At 64.3% G+C, this 17,597-nt stretch carries 18 protein-coding genes; 6 read left to right on the top strand and 12 right to left on the bottom strand.

Translation table 11 applies throughout. From position 1 onward, the window contains the following. Positions 1 to 9 precede the first annotated feature (9 nt). Complete coding sequence (locus A5773_RS07825) at positions 10 to 813, bottom strand: SDR family oxidoreductase (RefSeq protein WP_066948653.1); 804 nt, start codon at positions 811 to 813, stop codon at positions 10 to 12. A 612-nt stretch (positions 814 to 1,425) separates the two neighbouring features. On the opposite strand from A5773_RS07825, the gene A5773_RS07830 reads away from it, so the two are divergent. Beyond that, on the top strand, positions 1,426 to 2,244 hold the full coding sequence (locus A5773_RS07830) for an alpha/beta fold hydrolase (protein ID WP_066948650.1): 819 nt from the start codon (positions 1,426 to 1,428) through the stop codon (positions 2,242 to 2,244). Positions 2,245 to 2,417: 173 nt separating this feature from the next. Here the strand turns inward: A5773_RS07830 and A5773_RS07835 are convergent, their stop codons facing one another. The 7 genes from A5773_RS07835 to A5773_RS25475 form a co-directional block, all read right to left on the bottom strand. Beyond that, entirely contained in the window at positions 2,418 to 4,682 is a 2,265-nt protein-coding gene (locus tag A5773_RS07835) for a bifunctional diguanylate cyclase/phosphodiesterase (protein WP_156659263.1), read from the bottom strand. A gap of 511 nt (positions 4,683 to 5,193) precedes the next feature. Continuing rightward, positions 5,194 to 6,300: a methyltransferase gene (locus tag A5773_RS07840; protein WP_067790431.1), complete on the bottom strand. Its 1,107-nt coding sequence runs from the start codon at positions 6,298 to 6,300 to the stop codon at positions 5,194 to 5,196. 410 nt (positions 6,301 to 6,710) lie between these two features. Continuing rightward, positions 6,711 to 7,094 carry a DUF4267 domain-containing protein gene (locus A5773_RS07845; RefSeq protein WP_067260770.1) on the bottom strand — a complete coding sequence of 128 codons (384 nt, stop codon included), beginning with the start codon at positions 7,092 to 7,094 and terminating at the stop codon, positions 6,711 to 6,713. Then, on the bottom strand, positions 7,091 to 7,222 hold the full coding sequence (locus tag A5773_RS26650) for a hypothetical protein (protein WP_255360742.1): 132 nt from the start codon (positions 7,220 to 7,222) through the stop codon (positions 7,091 to 7,093). Before A5773_RS26650 ends, A5773_RS07845 begins: the two co-directional genes overlap by 4 nt. Before the next feature lie 86 nt (positions 7,223 to 7,308). Continuing rightward, positions 7,309 to 7,785: a DUF1772 domain-containing protein gene (locus A5773_RS07850; protein ID WP_066948637.1), complete on the bottom strand. Its 477-nt coding sequence runs from the start codon at positions 7,783 to 7,785 to the stop codon at positions 7,309 to 7,311. Positions 7,786 to 8,058: 273 nt separating this feature from the next. After that, positions 8,059 to 8,898 (bottom strand): PPOX class F420-dependent oxidoreductase, encoded by an 840-nt coding sequence (locus tag A5773_RS07855; RefSeq protein ID WP_067790434.1) that lies wholly within the window; start codon positions 8,896 to 8,898, stop codon positions 8,059 to 8,061. A gap of 122 nt (positions 8,899 to 9,020) precedes the next feature. Beyond that, positions 9,021 to 9,251 (bottom strand): DUF167 domain-containing protein, encoded by a 231-nt coding sequence (locus tag A5773_RS25475; RefSeq protein ID WP_082948143.1) that lies wholly within the window; start codon positions 9,249 to 9,251, stop codon positions 9,021 to 9,023. A gap of 199 nt (positions 9,252 to 9,450) precedes the next feature. Here A5773_RS25475 and A5773_RS07860 point away from each other — a divergent pair, with 199 nt between their 5' ends. Beyond that, positions 9,451 to 10,155 carry a DUF899 family protein gene (locus A5773_RS07860; protein WP_067260896.1) on the top strand — a complete coding sequence of 235 codons (705 nt, stop codon included), beginning with the start codon at positions 9,451 to 9,453 and terminating at the stop codon, positions 10,153 to 10,155. Next, positions 10,152 to 10,628, top strand: a complete 477-nt coding sequence (locus A5773_RS07865) for an ATPase (protein WP_067260776.1) — start codon at positions 10,152 to 10,154, stop codon at positions 10,626 to 10,628. The genes A5773_RS07860 and A5773_RS07865 overlap by 4 nt, the downstream gene beginning before the upstream one ends. A 22-nt stretch (positions 10,629 to 10,650) precedes the next feature. Here the strand turns inward: A5773_RS07865 and A5773_RS07870 are convergent, their stop codons facing one another. Beyond that, positions 10,651 to 12,954 carry a bifunctional diguanylate cyclase/phosphodiesterase gene (locus A5773_RS07870; RefSeq protein ID WP_197505320.1) on the bottom strand — a complete coding sequence of 768 codons (2,304 nt, stop codon included), beginning with the start codon at positions 12,952 to 12,954 and terminating at the stop codon, positions 10,651 to 10,653. A 165-nt stretch (positions 12,955 to 13,119) separates the two neighbouring features. Here A5773_RS07870 and A5773_RS07875 point away from each other — a divergent pair, with 165 nt between their 5' ends. The 3 genes from A5773_RS07875 to A5773_RS07885 all read left to right on the top strand — a co-directional run bounded on the left by A5773_RS07875 (position 13,120) and on the right by A5773_RS07885 (position 14,558). Beyond that, positions 13,120 to 13,488, top strand: a complete 369-nt coding sequence (locus A5773_RS07875) for a hypothetical protein (protein ID WP_066948621.1) — start codon at positions 13,120 to 13,122, stop codon at positions 13,486 to 13,488. A 149-nt stretch (positions 13,489 to 13,637) separates the two neighbouring features. Continuing rightward, positions 13,638 to 13,949, top strand: coding sequence for a DUF732 domain-containing protein (locus tag A5773_RS07880; protein ID WP_082948153.1), 312 nt, complete (start codon positions 13,638 to 13,640; stop codon positions 13,947 to 13,949). Between the two features lie 48 nt (positions 13,950 to 13,997). Next, complete coding sequence (locus tag A5773_RS07885; protein WP_066948618.1) at positions 13,998 to 14,558, top strand: FKBP-type peptidyl-prolyl cis-trans isomerase; 561 nt, start codon at positions 13,998 to 14,000, stop codon at positions 14,556 to 14,558. Between the two features lie 25 nt (positions 14,559 to 14,583). Here A5773_RS07885 and A5773_RS07890 read toward each other — a convergent pair whose 3' ends face one another. Genes A5773_RS07890 through A5773_RS07900 form a run of 3 tightly spaced genes read right to left on the bottom strand, consistent with a single transcriptional unit; the run spans position 14,584 to position 17,384 of the window. Further along, positions 14,584 to 14,796, bottom strand: a complete 213-nt coding sequence (locus tag A5773_RS07890) for a limonene-1,2-epoxide hydrolase family protein (RefSeq protein WP_255377470.1) — start codon at positions 14,794 to 14,796, stop codon at positions 14,584 to 14,586. A 51-nt stretch (positions 14,797 to 14,847) separates the two neighbouring features. Further along, complete coding sequence (locus A5773_RS07895; RefSeq protein ID WP_067260783.1) at positions 14,848 to 15,909, bottom strand: hypothetical protein; 1,062 nt, start codon at positions 15,907 to 15,909, stop codon at positions 14,848 to 14,850. Between the two features lie 41 nt (positions 15,910 to 15,950). Next, the gene (locus A5773_RS07900) at positions 15,951 to 17,384 is read right to left on the bottom strand and encodes an FAD-binding oxidoreductase (RefSeq protein ID WP_067260785.1); all 1,434 of its coding nucleotides are present in this window, start codon (positions 17,382 to 17,384) and stop codon (positions 15,951 to 15,953) included. Between the last annotated feature and the right edge of the window lie 213 nt (positions 17,385 to 17,597).

Below are 17,597 nucleotides of genomic sequence, written 5' to 3' on the forward strand. Positions count from 1 at the left end.
GGAGACCGCCTAGGGCGTACCCGTTGCGGTCGTCGCGATGCCGCCGTCGACCGGAATGATGGTTCCCGTGAGGTAGGACCCAGCCCGGCTGGCGAGAAACACGGCGACACCCGCCATGTCATCGTCGTGGCCGAGCCGGCGCAGAGGCGCCGCCGCCGCGATCGTGTCACCGATGGCATCGAGCGTGGACGCCATCATCTGCGAAGGGAACACTCCCGGTGCGACCGCGTTCACCGTGATGTGCTGTGGGCCCAACTCTCTGGCAAGCACTCTGGTGAGTTGATGCAGTGCCGCCTTGCTACTGGCGTACGAATAGTTGGGCGACTGGGCGACGTGGATGGCGGCGATACTGCCGACGTTGATGATCCGCGCGGGATCATCGGCAGTGCCCGCCTCGCGCAGTGCGGGGAGCAGCGCCTGCACCAGCCAGAACGGTGACTTGAGGTTGAGGTCGATCACTGAGTCCCAGGCCTCGTCCGGGAACGTTTCTAGCGGCTCGCGCCACATCGCTCCCGCGTTGTTGACGAGGATGTCCAAGTGTGAGTCGGTCGTGACCAGATCCGCTAGGCGCTGACATTCGTCGTGCCTGGACAGGTCGGCGGGGATTGCTTGGATGTCACCGAATTCGGACAGCCGATGCTGTGCCTCCGCGCACGCATCTGCGTTGCGTGAGCTGATGACGACGCGGGCGCCCGCCTGCAGAAGGCCGCGCGCGATCATCATCCCAATGCCTCTGGTGCCGCCGGTTACAAGGGCGTACTTCCCGCTCAGATCGAAAAGCTCGATATGAGTCCTTAATTGGTTGTCTTCCATTGGTCTGTGTCCCTTCTGTTGTGGCGGAATGCGCCAACACGCGCATTCGGTGCAGCCGAGTAGAACTAGTGGAGGCAAAACTGCGGACACCTGGTACGGGCTCTCGGGGCGGCCGCACTGCGCGCTCCTGTCGATCTGCAGCGTGCAAACCGCGCAACTCGTGGGTTCGGACCGTCGCCGCGAGGGCGGTGGCCTACATCGGGAGGCCCTGAAAAGTTCCAGTGATGCAAACCCAGATTCATTGCTTTCTTATCGGTCTGGCTGGGAGCCGACTGAACAAGGGTGACAGGCGACTTGGACGCCTGGGAGACCCTAGTGATACAGGTACTGGGAGGGCCGCCCTTGCCTGGTGTGCTGACTCGGTGTGCCCCAATCCTTCCGTCACGATCTGTTTGTGAGTTGCTTGTCGTCGGTGGCCTCGTGGTTCGTCCACCAAGTAGTGGCCAGGTGTGGACCTGACACCGATGTCCGTCTTCCGCTGTAGCCCAGGGATTTCCAGTTCTCGGGCGAACATGCAGTCGATGGTTGACGCGAACTTCTACCTGGTGGCTTACAGTGTGAATCACTCGATCGCGGGAGCGCCCGCGAGGGCGACCGCCGGGAGGAACGTCTGTGCCCACCATTACTACCTCGGACGGTGTCGAGATCTTCTTCAAGGACTGGGGCTCTGGCCAGCCGATCGTGTTCAGTCATGGCTGGCCGCTGACGGCCGACGACTGGGACGCGCAGATGATGTTCTTCCTGCAGCACGGCTATCGGGTGATTGCCCACGACCGGCGCGGGCACGGTCGATCCGAGCAGGTCGGGACCGGCAATGACATCCAGCACTGGGTGGCCGATCTCGCGGCGCTGACCGAGCAGCTCGATCTGCGCGAAGCGGTCCATATCGGGCATTCCACCGGCGGTGCTGAAGTGGCCTGCTACGTGGCGCGCCACCAGGAGCGCGTCGCCAAGGCGGTACTGGTGTCCTCCCCGACGCCGAGCATGATGCAGACCGACAACAATCCGGGCGGTCAACCCCAAGAGTGGTTCGACGCGGTGCGCGCGGGTGTCTTGGGGAATCGGTCGGAGTTCTTCCGTGCGGTGCCAGAGGGGCCGTTCTACGGGTTCAACCGCCCGGGTGCGGCGGCATCCGAGGCGGTCATCGCGAACTGGTGGCGTCAGGGCATGTCCGGCAGCGCCCAGGCTCACTACGAGACAGTGGCGTCATGGCTGCAGGACTACACCGAGGATCTGCGGAAGATCACCGTTCCCGTCCTGGTGATGCACGGCGATGACGATCAGATCGTTCCGTTCGCCAGCGCGGTGCCCCGAGCGGTCGACCTCCTTCAAAACGCTGCGTTGAAGACCTACGCCGGCTACCCGCACGGCATGCTGACCACCCACGCCGATGTCCTCAACCCGGACCTGCTCGCGTTCATCGCGTCCTGAAACGACAGTGCTGGAACAGGTGGACTCAATCGCCGGCCGGGAGTCGACGGGAAGTAGCCGCCAGGGCTTCGCTTCCGATTGCCGATAAACGATCGCGGCGGCGACCGCTGGCCCCCGACTGTCCGCAGTCGAGCGGGATGCGAGCTCGGGCCGACGCGCGCCAACCGAATCGGCTAGGACGCGACCACGTCAGCGAGGTCGGTAGCCCGACCGAACAGATGGCCTTGCGCCAGACCACATCCGGCCATGAAGACCGTCTCAGCCTGTTCGGCGGTTTCGATTCCTTCAGCAATGACGTTGAGGCCCAAGGCTTCGCAGAGCCCGATGACCGAGCGATACAGCGTGAGGTTACGTCCTGGCTCGACGCCCATCGCCAGCCCGCGGTCGAGTTTCACAATCTGCACCGGCAACTCGTGCCAATAGGTCAGCGAGTTGTATCCGGCGCCGAAGTCATCCAAGGCCACTCTGATGCCCAGGGCATTCAGTCGTCTGATGGCCGCCGCTGCGTCGGCGAGATCCACAATGGGAACCGTCTCGGTGATCTCTAGGACGACTCGTTGCGGCGGCAACCCGTGCCGGGCAAGCGTGCTGCTGATGACCCGTTCGAAATCGACGCTGCCCAAACGCGCGGCGCCGATATTGATATGAACGTCCAGGCCAAGGCCGGACGATTGGATGTCCGCGCAGGCCCGATCGAGTACCAGGGCATCGAGTTCTGCCCCCATGCCGTTAGCTTCGGCCAGGGAAACGAAGGTCTGGGGCGGAATCTGTATGCCGCTCGGTGTGGTCCAGCGGGCAAGCGCCTCGACGGCGACCGGGTTGCCCTGTGGCAGGCCGACGATGGGTTGGTATTTCAGCCGAAAGCCCTGTGGAGTACCACCTTTCGCCTGCCGAAGCGCGGTCGGAAAATCCTCGGCCACAGTGAATGCCGGCCGGTAGACCACCGCGGTGTCCTTGCCCAGCCGCTTTCCGGTGTACATCGAGATGTCGGCCTGCCTGAGTAGATCATCGGAGGTCCGAGGCAGGCCGTCACATCCGGGACTGACCAGGCCCATGCTGGCGCGCACTCGGACCGACGTGCCATGTAGCGAGAACGGGCTGCGAAGCGCCACCCGCAGTTGGTCGGCGACCAGTTCGGGTGTCTCCACGACACCCGTGATGAGGATGGCGAACTCGTCTCCGCCGACACGAGCCAGTGTGTCGTCGGCGCCAAGGCAACTCCTGAGCCGCGCGCTGATCGCGCATAACAGTTCGTCACCGGCGGCGTGCCCGAATCGGTCGTTGACCTCTTTGAAATCGTCGATGTCGACGAAGATCAGCACGAACGGTCCGTCGCGTATCGCATCGTCCAGCCGCTGCGCCAAGAACAATCGATTGGGTAGGTGGGTCAACGGGTCGTGATGAGCCTGATGCGCGAGGCGGCGTTTGGCGTCGATGAGCTGCTCGGTGAGCGTCCTCTGCACGCGCATCGCCACCAGGTACCGGGTCGAAACGAGCACGGCCATCGCAACGTAGGTGCCGATGAAGATGGGGTCGACCCGGCGTCCGATGAGCTCGTGGAAGGTGACGAGCGCGGTACTGCCCATGAATCCCACGTACGGCAGGGTGAGCTGCGCCCAATTGGTCGGCATTTCTTCGTCGTGCTCGGGGCGGGCGCGTGCTGGAAAATCCACCAGACTCCATGCGATCAGCAGCGGAGCCATGACGAATCCGGTGCCGATCCACAAGTCCAGCTGGGTCACCCCGACGCTGCGAAGGTAAGCGAGCAGCCGGTCTGAAGACGTCAGGGTGATCACAGCGGCGGCAAGCAGCATGTAATTCGTCCGGCCCGGTCGATACGGCGGATACCACATCGCCAGCAGAAGGGCACTCACCACCACGACGAGTTCGACTGCCTCAATGCCGGTTACGACTGCGGTGTTGGTCGACCTCGGCAGCGCGGCTCCGTGCATGGCCCCCAGCCGGGCGACATAGACCAGGTGGAAGAACGCGAGTGTCGCCAACAATCCATCAAGGCCGGTGGTAATTAAGCTCTGCCGTCCCCCCATCCACGTTCGCGTCAGAGCTCGGTGGCCGGACCGGACCAGCAGAAGTATCGCCGCACCGAACAGCAGTCCGGCAACGAAATAGCCGATGACCGCTGACGTTGGCGCGGTCGCGTCGCTATTGGCCGCCCGGGGTCGCTGAGAGAGGGCCTCAGCTGTCAGAAAGGTGGCGATGGCCGCCAGAAGGGTCACTCGCCACCACCGCGCCAGGCCGGCCACCCGCCGAACGACAAGCAGCCCGGCGAGCAGCGCCACGACGCACAACACTGCTTCGAGAACGAACTGCGCCCGCTGTGCCGTCGCCACCCCCCACAACCCGAGCGCGTTGAATTCTGCCGCAGCAACGACGACTGCAGACAGCCAATAACCCATGCGGCGGCTCAGAAACCGCAACGCGCCCCCTCCAGCCCGCCGGTATGACGTGTAAATCTTGGCAGAACAGGGCGGTACCGGGACCGTTATCGCTCACGCCGGAGAAACGTCAGCGCCTTTTCAGCAAAGCGGATGCGGAATCGTCTGGAGGCCTGTCAGTTTATGAAGCGTCCATCCCCGACCACGTCTTGGAGCCGTACACGTTGCCGAGCATGATTGATCGGAAGGTCTTGGGCGATGCCGCACACAGTGAGGTCAGCTCCAGATTCCCGCGATCTCCCCGCTGCGGGAAAGACTCTCGCTGAAAAGTTCTACGCCCCAGTGCTATTCGCGCGGAATACCGAGTACGCAGTCTTCCCCATCACGAACGCCGAGCGGTACGCGGCGTACCTCGCGGGCGCCTGCACGTCCGCGCACGCGGCGAGACGACTAGGCCGCGCACTGAAACCGTCAATGCGCGCTGGGAAGGTGCGTCTCGCAAAATCACCGGATCTGCCGTTGCAATCCTGCCAAGGCGCCGGAGTCGCCTTGGCTATACGGCGGTTGCCTCGATGATGCTGAGCGGCGACACGGTGTCGACGACGCGATTCAACCGGAAACCGGCTCGGTCGAACAGCCGGCCGTACTCTTCTGCGGTGCGTTCGCGTGCGCCGGCGACGACCAGCATCTCGATGTCCACCCATTTGCCGTGGAAGTCCCGGTCGTGGTCGGGAATGACGAACTCGCAGAGCAACAGGCGCGCGCCGGTGCGGGTCGCGGCGCGGACGTTTTTCAGGATGCGGACCGCGTCTTCCTCGGGCCAGTCGTGGATGACGTTTTTGAGCACATATGCGTCGCCCCCCTGCGGCACGGAATCGAAGAACGAGCCCTCTTCGATCCGGGCGCGGTCATCGACACCGTACTTGCGAAACAACTCAGGGGCCCCGGCTACGACCTCCGGAAGATCGAACAGCACGCCGCGCGAATTCGGAGCCGTCTCGAGGATCGCCGCCAGCAGCCGACCGTGTCCGCCGCCCACATCGACAATCGTGCCGAACGCACCGAAGTCGTAGGCGGCGGTCAAGGGCACGGTAGAAAACTCGGACACATTGGTCATGGCAGAGTTGAAGATCCCACCCAACTCCGCTTCGTCGGCCAGGTATTCGAAGGCCGGTTTGCCGCGAAGCTTTGGGAGCACCGGGTTCCCGGTGCGAATCGCGTCGGTCAGGTGGCTCCAGTGCTCGCGATGCTGAGGTGAGCCGACCCACCGCGCCATTCCGGCCATTGAGACCGGCGCGTCGGTGCGCAGCGTGTCCGCTAGTGGCGTGAGTGCGTAACGCCCGTCGCTGCCCAGGCGGAAAATCCCTATGCCGATCAACGCTCGCATCAGTCGCCTCAGGGCGTCGGCATCGGCACCGACCCGGTCAGCCAGTTGCTCGCCCGACAGTGGGCCATCCGCCAGGGCATCCGCTACCCCAAGATCCGCCGCGGACGTGATCGCCTGGGCCACCCATGCGTTCAGAATCAATTCCATCATCACTGCGGCAGGCGGCGCGGAGCGCTGGCGCAGGCGCGACAAGTGGTGGCGGGTCCGTTCAACGGCTCGCGCGACCTTGACCGGCGGAACCTTAGACGTCAAGTGACTCCCCTTCTCGTTCATGGCTCGGTTCTTTCAGGCGCGCAGGCAGGAAGGACAGGGCCGCCGTTGCTGACGGCATCAGCGCACACACTAATGCGCCTAACGCTCGCCTGAGCGCTCCTGCTGCGCGGCCGATAAAACTGTCCGCACAGGAACTATGCCTGCGGACCCGCAGTATTTCAATAGTGGTTGAAATAATTGGCCGTTCCATCTAAAGTTCTGACGAGGGGCCGGATGAACGGAGTTGCCATGTCACGTCTAGTCACGAAGGTCGTCGTTGCGACGATCCTCGCATTTACCGCCGCAACAGCTACCGGCTGCGTTCCCGCGGCCACTGTGGGTCCACCCCTCGGGGTCGCTGCGGGTTAAAGCTCTTGCAGTGCAATAGGTTCGATGATCAGGGTGGATGACGCGGTCGCGTTCCTCCTCCCTTAGGGCACGAGCAGGAACGCACTGGTGATGAGCATGACGGCGGCGGTGGCGCCGTGGACTCCCCACGCTACCGACTTCGAGCCGCCGTTGCGGAGCACGATGGTCGCGTCGCCAATCGGAATGATGCTGGCGGCCAACATCACCCAGCCGACCAGGTGGGTCGCGCCCGCGATCATCAGGATGATGACGAAGAGCCCACTGGCGGTGTCGCGCACGCCCTTGACGCTCAGGTACGCGCCCACCCCCGGTCGGTCCAGATCGGGGAGCACGCCGTAGCCGGCGGCGGCGACGCGCGGCGCGACGAGGAAACGTGTGCCGATGAAGATGATGCCCGCGGCTAGGAGTCCGGCGAGCGTGTAGCCGATGGTCGTGGTCACGGTCATGTCGCGCGCTCCTTGGGTCGTTTGTCAATCGGTGAAAACGGCGTCGGGTCAAGCGGTGTCGTCTGAACGTCGACGATGTCGCCAACGTCGAATCCGGTCATGTCGTCGGCGAATTCCGGGCTGGTCATGCCTGAGGTGATCGCAGCGTGTAGATCCTGAGCTGGAACATCGAACCTGTCCCCCTTCGGTTGAAGTCGGCTGGCTCGGTGGCACGTCAGATCATCAGCTCCACGCATAGCGCGGCCACTGCCATACCCTGGAGGGTCGCGCGGGCGCCGATGATCGAGTCCCACTTCTCTTGCAGCGCACGCGCTTCTGGTAATCGCCGGCTAAGGTGCGCAGCCGCTGTCAGTTGCCGATTGATTGGTGCGCTCACCTTCGTGTACAGCGCAAGCCAGACCAACAGCAGGACCAGCGCGACGCCCGCCGCGATCGCCTGTGCCCAATGCGCTGCCACCGTGGCGAGCATCGCACTCGCCGCAGCGGCAACAACCCCGAGCACCCCCGGCACAGGCATGCGCCGGTCTGCGTATTGGTGCACGCGTCCCATGACCACGACCACGGCATCGTCGTCGACCAACGCCAAGGCCGGTCGCAGCACGATCGCACAGAACACGTCGGTCCCGTAGACCACTGCGGTAGCCAGGACCGCGATGAGTGCAGCGGCACGGACGATGACGTCCAAAACCATGTCGTAACTCCCCTCATGCCGTACTGCTAGCAACGCTAACCCCTATGCATATCGGTGTCAATAGCGGTGCTAGCAGTTATATCGCCGCTACCATATGCGGTACCGCGGTGAGCGATCGTCGTGAGCGACCATGTCAACGCCGCCCTCGACGCCGGATAGGCCACCCCGGGATAGACGTCCGCCGGGGCGGGCGCTCCCCCGGTCGACAGATGCCGCGGAAGGGATTGGAGCGGAGCTTAATGTACGTGCGAAAGGAGCTGTGCCCAAACGTATTTAGGCGAGAAAATCAGCTTGCGACCGGATAGGTCCTAGATCCGACAACAGAGTCAACTCCGCGTGAATCGTGCGGCCGAACTTGCGCCGCATGAGCCGGTGAGCGGACGGCACCAGCACGCCATGCAGAAAAGGATATTTCTGCCGCAGCAGGCGTGCCGCCTTCTGATATTCAGCCCCCTCTAGCAGACGCACGCGGCCAGGCAGCGCGGTTCCCGTCGGTTTCCCCGATGCCGTCGCCGGGCCGAATTCAACGCTCGGGTTACGGCGAATCCGGCGCACTTTGACCGCCCGTTCGAAACTTCGAAAGTAGGCGCGATCTCCTTCCACCGCGATGCTGATCGGGCTCGAGCCCGGAGTGCCATCCTTGCGAAAGGTGGTGAGCGCGATGGTCTTCTGGCGCACGAAGGGCACCAACGTCGGGTTGGCTGCCGTGCCAACGGAGCCCAGAACGTAGCCGAGTTGGCGCAACCGCAGCCCGAATGCCAGGGCCAGCGCAACTGACACCACTCCGAGAACCCACGCTTGCGCGGCCGAACCACCCACGTCGAGGTCCACGACGTGGTTCACCGTGTGCACGGTGTTCGCCGCAATGAATCCCGCGAGCGCCGTGGCCAACGCGTCCGCCCAGATCAGCGCGAGGAGCAGGGTGACGCCAAGGCCCAACTGGAACGCGCCCACGTCATGCAGGAAGTGCCGATGGGCATCGAATCCGACGGCATCGGCGAACGAATTCGGATCGACTAGGCACCAGATCCCGATCCCAGAGGTGGTTGCCCCCACGGCCGCTGTCACCGCGACCAGGTAGATCTGTGCGCCCGTACTCAAGCGATTCATCATGGCGCCCTTCCGACGATGCTTCCTTACTGCTCCTAATCGCTAGACGGAATTGGGCATCAATATGTGACGAGGCGGGCGACGGCGCCGGCGGGGGCCCAGGCCTGCGTCGCGCCGTGCGACACTCAACGGCTCACGCGGAAACGTTTGAGCCGTGCTGTGGTTCCGGATATCAACTCGACCCGACTCCTTGGCAATCGCAGGTGGGCTGCCAGTAGCCGGGTCACGGCGTCGTTGGCCTTGCCGTCAACCGCAGGTTCCCGAACGTAGACGGTCAGCTCACCGTCAGGACCGACCTCAACGAGGGGCCCCTTGCGACTGCCGGGCTTGACCCTGACGACGACGGAGTCGTTCATGCCGCGCAAGGCTACCGGCCGGGTATGCGCTCCGCTGCCGGTTCCTGGTGGCGCCCTGCCATAGCTGATGTAGGAAGAGGCCACGCTCTGATCTGCGTCGCTAGGTCAAGATCACCGCGGCAGCGACGCTCCGATGAATTCCGGACACTTCGGCAGTCAGACCTTTCGGGACGAAGAAATCGAAGCAAAGGTGGATCCCATGTCACCCAAAGCCACGGCCCTGCCGCGGGTCGTCGATCAACAGACGTGGCGCGACGCGCTCGATGAATTGCGCAAAAGGGAGAAGGCCGCCACTCGAGAATTGGACGCGGTCGCCGCCCAACGCCGGCGGCTGCCGATGGTCGAAGTGCCCGACTACACCCTGATCGGGGCTGATGGCCCGATCCGCCTGGCCGACGTGTTCGCCGGCCGCTCCCAGCTCATCGTGTACCACCACATGTGGTCAGACGGCGCGGAGTGGCAATGCCCCGGGTGCACGGGCTTCACGTCGCAGTTCACCCGTCTGGAGTTCCTCGACAATTACGACGCCCGGTTCGTCATCGTCACCAACGGACCGATCGAGGAAGCGCTCGCCTACAAGCGAAAGGTCGGCAACCGGATGGAGTGGTACTCGTCGTCGCAGAGCCCCTTCGCCACCGACATGGATGCTCCGCCCGGCGGCGGTTTTGGCGTCAACGTATTCCTGCGCGACGGGGACACGGTGTACAGGACTTGGCATACCAATGGGCGGGGCACCGAGCAGCTCAGTCACTCCTTTGGTCTGATCGACATCCTGCCCTGGGGCCGGCAGGAGGAATGGCTCGATTCGCCCGAAGGGTGGCCCTCTCGCCCCACGTACTCGGGTTGGCTCGACTCCCCCGGTATCGCAGCCGCCTACGGGCCCGCCAGTGAGGACATCGAATGAGCTCAACCGCAGAACGTTACGTCGTCACCCGCACCATCGCCGCGACGCCGGCCGAGATCTTCGCGGTCCTCGTCGACCCGGCGCGGCACCAGAACACCGAGCCCACTGACTGGGTCCGTGACTCGGTGGACACCGCGCCCATCACCCGCGCGGGACAGATGTTCGCGATGAACATGTACCTCGACCGGGCCGGCGGCGACTATGTCACCCACAACCTGGTCAATGTTTTCGACACGGACCGTGCCATCGGTTGGATGCCGGGCGTGCTCGACGAGGCGGGCAACCACAATCCCGGTGGTTGGTTCTGGCGCTATGACCTCGCACCTAACGGGAACCACACCGATGTGACGCTCACTTATGACTGGAGCGGCACACCGCAGGAGTTCCGCGACCGAGTCGGCGATATGCCGATTTTCGGTGAGGACTACCTAGCCGCGTCGCTGGCCACTCTGGAGCGATCGGTCGCGAACTAAGCTGTCGTTTGGGAGACGACGACTATTGCGCCGCGAATGTGGAGATGCCAGAGACTCGCGGAATCTCGGAAGCGGGCAGCGGTCGGCAGAAGAAGTTCCCTTGTACGGCGTCGCAACCGTAGTCCTTGAGTCGTTGGGCCGTGGCGAGGTCCTCGACGCCTTCGGCAACGGTCGCGATGCCGAACGCAGATGCCAACTCGATGACCGAGTGCGTAATGATTGCGGCTCGGTCGTCGTGCAGGATCGGCGCGATGAACTCGCGGCCGAGTTTGACTTCATCGACCGGTAGCTCGCGCAGATAGGTCAGAGTGGCGTAGCCGCTGCCGAAGTCGTCGATCGCCACCCGGATGCCGTTCTCCCGGAGACGATCCAGCACCGTGCGGGCCTTGGCCAGGTCGGCCACCACCAAATCCTCGGTGATCTCAATCGTGAGAGAACCAGGAGACATTGCGTATGTGTGGAGCACCGACATGATGCGGTCGGGCAGCGCATCCTTGTCGAGCGAGGGCGCCGCCAGGTTGATCGCGACCGGGATCGCTGCACCTTCCGCGTGCCAAGCGGCAGCGTCGGCGACGGCGCGCGACAACACCAGATCGGTGAGCGCATGCATCAGCCCGTGCTCGCGAACCAGGGGCAAAAACTGGGCGGGCTTCAGCACGCCAAAGCGCGGGTGCTGCCACCGGACGAGCGCCTCTACTCCGCGCACCGAGCCGGTCATCAAGCCGAATTTCGGCTGGTAGAGCAGGGTCAGCGAGCCGTTCTCAATGGCGCGCCGCAGTTCGCCGAGCAACTGCAGTCGCGCGATGGCACTGTCGTAGGCCGGCGCCCCGCCAAGTTGATCGTCCATCTCGGGTGTGAACGTCCGAACATTGGCCGAGTTCGCCTGCCGGGCGACGGATCGTGCCGCATCGGCCTGTCTGAGGAGTTCACCCGGCGTTGGGGCGGCGACGAGCCCTGAATTAGCCGAAGCCACACCGATACTCACGCGCACGTCCAGGCGGTGATCCTCAATGTCGATGGGTTCCTGGAAAGATCGTGCAAGCCCGTTGGCAACCTGCACTGCCGCGTCGGGACGGTCTTCGACCAGAATCGCGAATTCGTCCCCGCTCATCCGCGCAACGGTGTGAATGTCGTTGGTATTGGCTTGGATCCGCTGGCCAACGGCGCGCAGGAGCTCGTCGCCCACGTCATAACCCAGCGTGTCGTTCACCAGCTTGAAATCGTCGACGCCCACCGTGAGCACGCTGACCGGCACGCTGTGCTGAACGTGTAAGCGCAGCGCGTGCGCCAGGCGATCATCAAATAGTTGCTGATTTGCCAACCCCGTTAGCGGGTCGCGTAGGGCGGCGTCAGACACCGCGACGAGCAGACGTTGCTTTCGGTCGAGCAGCAAGATGTGGCGGGCCAGGGTGGTAACGAAAAGCACCACGCAAACCAAGAAAATGAACGCCTCGCTCCGGTATGCAGGCCAAAAGTGCACGGCACCAACGACAATGGCGAGCAATACGGGCAGGTAGGGCAGCCACAACGACGCCCTCGAAGAGGGTTGCGAAAAACCGAGGTCGGGTTCCTGGCTGGGCTGAGAAGTGATTCCGGACAGCGCGACGAAGTACATTCCGCCTGCCCACCCAAGAACGACGAGGTCATTCGGCGCCTGGTCGGCGTAATCCTTTGCGACATGGATCACCCCGGTCGCTGCGATGATGCCCCACCCCAGCATCATCAGCGTGGGTGAAAGCTTGCGGTCCGCCTCGGCCTTCCTCACCACGACGAAGGTCGTGGCGACGAGGCCCACATACACGCCGGCCGCGGTGGCCAACAGGATCTCGGGAACGCTGACCGTCTGTGGTGAGTGCGCCCCGCGACCCACTGCCAGGATGACGAGAATGATCAATAGCGACGCGGTGACGAGGATGCCGTCAAGCAGGAGGCCGATCCCAAATCGCGCATCATCCCGGCTGGGAATTGCGACCGCGGTTGCCAGCGCGCACAGCGGCAAGATGAGGTAGCCGAAGTTGGCCGCCGAGAGGCCCGCGACCGGAAGACTGCCACCGACCGCGACGTAGCACCACACTGCTTGGCCGGCGGTCCAGCCGAGCAACCCGGTAGAAAGAACGGTCCACGCAAGGCGTTGGCGGCTTCGAGAACCGCGCGCGGCACTGGCTGAACATGCGAGTGCAAAGACGCCTGCAATGACGGAGCCTGCCGGGGCGACTAGCCCGCGCCCCGAGTCGCCGGTCGAGATGAACAGCATCGTCGCGAACGCGAGGAGCCCGATAGTTGCCAACACGACCACCACAACGCGGCTTCGTGTCAGAGACAACATTCCCCTCAATCTGCCGGGTGCGGTTCGCAAGCAGGATAAGACACACCGCAAAAGTAGTTGTGCAAATTTGCTTACCTGTTTCTCGGCCATTACGGCGCTGAACGGGAGCAGGACACCGCACCAGGTCCAATGGCCAGGGAAGCCTCCCTTTGAGAGGGTGGGCGTATGAACGAGACCCGAAACCGCGTACTCCTGCCCACTTTCGCCGCATTGCGGTTTGCGACAGGCCTGAGCGCATGGCTTGCTCCCAAAAAGACAGCGGCTCTGATCGGCCTGGGTTCTGACCGTCAACAGCCGCTGACCACTCAACTGTTCGGTTCTCGCGAACTAACGCTGGCCATTGCCATCATGGACACCGCCTCACCTCGGCTGCGCACGCGCGCTCTGCAACTGGGCCTTTTAGTCGACACCTTGGACGTCGTCGCAGCCGTCCACGGCCTGCGGCGCCAGACGTTGTCGCCGGCTGGCGCGATCGCATGCGGGGGTGGCGCGGCGCTCTTCGCCGGTCTCGGTGTGGCTGCGCTGACCGGCTAAAGACGGCAAGCGCGACAGTGACTGAGAACGCGGACCCGCCCTCGGGGTTTTCGCTATTGTTCATGTCTGCGGCCGTGCTACCGCCAAGAAGAATGGAAGGGAATCGAATGCCCTCACCTCGTTGGCTGGCCACCCTCACCATCCCCGTGATGGCCGGAGCTGCCCTGGTTAGCAGCGCCGCACTTGCGGCTGCCACCCCACAAGACGACGCATACCTCGCACAACTGCGCGCCGTCGGGCTCAGCTGGCCGCCCCAGACGGAAGAGGCGCTCATCGGGGAGGCGCACCTCATCTGCTACGACCTCACCTGGGGTTGGACGCCACAACAAATTGCCGACGACGTTCACGCCCACTTGAACGCGAGGGGCGTGACGTTGTTGGACGTCGGCACCATGGTCGACGCTGCGCACTCGACCTATTGCCCCGGCAACGTGTGCGACGCCCCCAGCCTCTGCACCTGACGGGTAGGCGCAGGGCTACCGCCGAGGGACAAGTCAACTGGCTGTAGCGTGACGGCCGTGAAGTCCTCCCTGGTGTATTCCTCCGTCGCGGCCTGCGTCGCGGCAACCGTTGTGACCCTCGTCGGATCCGGCACGGCAACCGCGGCCGGCTCGTGCCCGACAGCACCCGCACAGAATGGTGGAACGCCGGACTGGACGCTGGCGGGAAGCACCGGCAGCGTGGCGGTTACCGGATCCACGGATACGACGGCACCGCGCGTGGACGTGACGGTACCGTTCAGCGTGACCCAGACCCAGGTCCACACGCTGCACGCGGGAGACGGACCTGTGGTCCCCGCCGCGGCCAGGGTTTCCGTCTGCTACATGGGCGTCAACGGACGTGATGGGTCGGTGTTCGACAACAGCTACGAACGGGGCGCCCCGGTTGACTTCCCGCTCAACGGCGTCGTGCCCGGATTCCAGAAGGCCATCGCGGGGCAAAAGGTCGGATCGACGGTGGGCGTCGCGATGACTTCCGCGGATGGATACCCCAACGGCCAACCCAGCGCTGGAATCCGGCCGGGCGACTCGCTCGTGTTCGCGATCAAGATCCTCAGCGCATCCGGCTAGCTCCGCGCACCAAATCCCCTGTCGCTCAACTGCTCAGCGGCACAAACATGAGCGCCGGATCAATGCCGAGCTGCTGAGCGACATGGGTGGTATCCCAATACTCGCGCCAGGAAGTGATCGAGCCGTCGCGGACACCGAAGAACGCCGTGACGTAGAACGTGACGGCGACACCGTTCATGGCATTCACATCGACGCGCTCGACGACGACGGTGTCACCGTCGGACAAGACGGTGTGGATCTCGCTCGGCGTTGACGCCCGGCACCCGTCGTCGCCGTCGCGCGAAGCGGCCTACATGGGTCCGGGAAGCTCGCCAAGGTCGGAGAGTTCGGCGTGGACAGAGGTGATAGCCGCCCGGTACTGCTCCTCGGTCAGCGTTTTGGCGTAGTAGCGGTTCATCCGCAGCTGGTATTGCAGATCCCGCAGTTGCCGGACGCGGTTCAGCCTGGCGATGTCGCCCTGGGAGAACTTCAATTGCTCAGCCGTGATCTGGCCGGCCATGACTTGTTCGATCGGCGAGAGCCGATAACCGCAGCCGGCGAGGTATTCGAAGTAGGGCTTGAGATATGGGCGTCCGCCGGCCTGCCAGCTGCCGTAGGCCGTATGCCATTCGAACGCCGCAACCACCATCGCCAGGGTCACCATCGCCGGGCGGGCGTCGATATCGATTGTCGAGCTGAGGCTTTCGTATCGCGCTTCGTCGGACCCCAGCAGTTGCGCGGCCACATCCATGCTGGCTGGGCAGTGTAGGTCGGCCAAGTAGTGGAAATTGCGGGCAATGAAAATGTCGGTCCCGGCGGGTGGCGTGCTCCCCGCGATGATGTTTGCGCGAATCCAGTTGCGGCGAGCCGCAGCGACCTCGGCGGCGCGACGATCCAGCTCGCGCGTGAAGACCCAGTCCGTATTGGCTTGTGCCTCGGCCTCGGATTGCAGCTTGGTCGGCTGGGCGCCGGTATAGGCGGGGCCGGCCGTCACCTCGCTCAGCGCGAGCGGCCGTCCCATGTCCCGGGTCAGGTACCGGGCGTACACATCAAGATCGGGCACCTTTGCCAACCGGGCAAGATCGCCCAATGTTGTGTTACCGGCCGTCAATCGGCAGATCTGATCCTCTTGCCTGAGGTCATCGCGCGTGTAGATAATGCCGAGGTCGCGTCGGCGTACCCGGTCACCGGTATTGACGTCGACAAGCCACCCGGCCGGTCCGGCAATCCCCGGCACGTAGCGGGAGACTTCGACGAGCAAATCGTCGACGGTGGCCGAGTCGGGGAAGACCCAGAAGACGCGATGGGACTCGACGTCGTCGCCCATCGCCACGCTGGCGCGATCCAACGTGATTTTTACCGTGTCGGCCATGCTGGGGATTATGTCCCGAGGTCAGGCGCGCACGCCATTCACTAGAAGTTGAGCCCCGAGAACATGATTCGGCTGGGATCGTACTTCTGGCGCACGGCGGTCAGCCGGGACAGGTTCGAGCTGAAGTATCGCGAGGCCGGTTGGTTCGCCTCGATGTAGTTCACGTAGCCGCCGACCGAGTACGGCTGAACGGCCTGGTGTGCAGTGTTGAGCCAGTTGGTCGCCGCCGCCGCGTCGCCGGTTTCGACGTACCACTGCACCAGCGCGTACTGGCGACGCCACGGGAAGGCGGTTGCCCCAGGCGCCACATCGGCGAGGGCGCCGTCCAGCGCATGCATGATGGCCAACATGCGGCCGGCTCCACGCGGAAAGGTGTCGACCGCCTTGGCGATGCCCTGGGCGGTGGCCGCGTTGACGACGGGCAGCACGTCGGATCCGCCGACGTATCCGAGCGGTGACGGGTTGAGGTTCCCGACGGCCAGGTACCGCACCAGGTCGAGATAGTTGAAGGTGTGGTTCTCGGTCCCAGTCGGTTGCACCCCAACGGCTTTGGTGATGGCCGCCCCTACGCTGCCCCCCGATCCGACCGGGCAGGTCGCCATGATGCGGCAATGCGTGCCCATTCCATCGACGGTGGCGTCCGCCAGCGCCCAGCTGTTCCGGTCGGCGGTGCGCAGCCAGTTCTGCCAGCCGACCAGTACTTGCGCTAACGCCTCGGGGGGAAAGTTGAGGTTCACCACGTCAAGATCCGTGGTGGGAAAGGTGGCGAAGGTCAGCGAAGTGGTCACGCCGAAGTTGCCGCCGCCACCACCGCGCAACGCCCAGAACAGGTCGGGATTGCTGGCGCTGGACGCGGTCACGGCCTGACCGCCGGGCAGCACTACCGACGCCGACAGCAATTGGTCACAGAGCAGCCCCGCGTGGCGCGAATTGGCGCCCAATCCCCCGCCCAGGGCGTGCCCGGACGCCCCGACCGACGGGCAGGTACCCGTCGGGATGCCGCGGCCGGCGCCTGCCAACGTCTGGTGCATCGCGTACAAGCTGGTCGCGGGCGTCACCGTGATGTTCCCCGTACCGGCGTCGTAATTGATTCCTCCGGGCAGCTGACGCAGGTCGAGCACCATGACGCCGTTCGCCGTGGAGGCGCCGATGTAGGAATGCCCGCCGCTGCGCGGCGCCACCTTCAGGTTGTGAGCGGCGGCGAACGCCATGGCCTTCTGCACGTCAGCCGGCGACGTCGGGGTCACGATGGCAGCGGGCGTCGAGCCGTTGTAGTTGGTGTTGAAAACCTGCTTGGCCGACCCGAAAGCGCCGTTGTCCGGTAGCAGCACTTGTCCACCGATGGCGGTGGACAGACCCTCCCACCCGGTGGGGTTGGGGGCGGCGGTGGCCCGGGCGGAGCCGAAAACCGCACCCGCGGCCAACGCTCCGGCGGTCCCCCGCAGGAACGTCTGGCGTGAGATTTCACGCGCCACCGTCGGGCTCCCGCGTCTGCCTCATGTCCGGCATTGTCAAACGCCTGACAACCAAAACCTCGGTGCCCCATGCCGTGTGACCGGATCGAAACCGATACGAGCCGCCCCGGTGATGCACCCGCCGAGTACGGCGGGCGCCGCCTCAAACGGACACGCCGCTCTGCGGCTCGTATTGTCTGCAGCATGATCGCCGCTTTGATGTGCACGCCCGGC

It is taken from the genome of Mycobacterium sp. 852014-52450_SCH5900713, from assembly GCF_001667075.1.
GTDB lineage: Bacteria > Actinomycetota > Actinomycetes > Mycobacteriales > Mycobacteriaceae > Mycobacterium.

Excerpts from the sequence above, each read along its gene's own strand:
- A5773_RS07825 (WP_066948653.1), bottom strand. The coding sequence starts at position 813 with ATGGAAGACAACCAATTAAGGACTCATATCGAGCTTTTCGATCTGAGC.
- A5773_RS07840 (WP_067790431.1), bottom strand. The coding sequence starts at position 6,300 with ATGAACGAGAAGGGGAGTCACTTGACGTCTAAGGTTCCGCCGGTCAAG.
- A5773_RS07845 (WP_067260770.1), bottom strand. The coding sequence starts at position 7,094 with ATGACCGTGACCACGACCATCGGCTACACGCTCGCCGGACTCCTAGCC.
- A5773_RS26650 (WP_255360742.1), bottom strand. The coding sequence starts at position 7,222 with ATGACCAGCCCGGAATTCGCCGACGACATGACCGGATTCGACGTTGGC.
- A5773_RS07850 (WP_066948637.1), bottom strand. The coding sequence starts at position 7,785 with ATGGTTTTGGACGTCATCGTCCGTGCCGCTGCACTCATCGCGGTCCTG.
- A5773_RS07855 (WP_067790434.1), bottom strand. The coding sequence starts at position 8,898 with ATGATGAATCGCTTGAGTACGGGCGCACAGATCTACCTGGTCGCGGTG.
- A5773_RS25475 (WP_082948143.1), bottom strand. The coding sequence starts at position 9,251 with ATGAACGACTCCGTCGTCGTCAGGGTCAAGCCCGGCAGTCGCAAGGGG.
- A5773_RS07860 (WP_067260896.1), top strand. The coding sequence starts at position 9,451 with ATGTCACCCAAAGCCACGGCCCTGCCGCGGGTCGTCGATCAACAGACG.
- A5773_RS07865 (WP_067260776.1), top strand. The coding sequence starts at position 10,152 with ATGAGCTCAACCGCAGAACGTTACGTCGTCACCCGCACCATCGCCGCG.
- A5773_RS07870 (WP_197505320.1), bottom strand. The coding sequence starts at position 12,954 with ATGTTGTCTCTGACACGAAGCCGCGTTGTGGTGGTCGTGTTGGCAACT.
- A5773_RS07875 (WP_066948621.1), top strand. The coding sequence starts at position 13,120 with ATGAACGAGACCCGAAACCGCGTACTCCTGCCCACTTTCGCCGCATTG.
- A5773_RS07880 (WP_082948153.1), top strand. The coding sequence starts at position 13,638 with ATGGCCGGAGCTGCCCTGGTTAGCAGCGCCGCACTTGCGGCTGCCACC.
- A5773_RS07895 (WP_067260783.1), bottom strand. The coding sequence starts at position 15,909 with ATGGCCGACACGGTAAAAATCACGTTGGATCGCGCCAGCGTGGCGATG.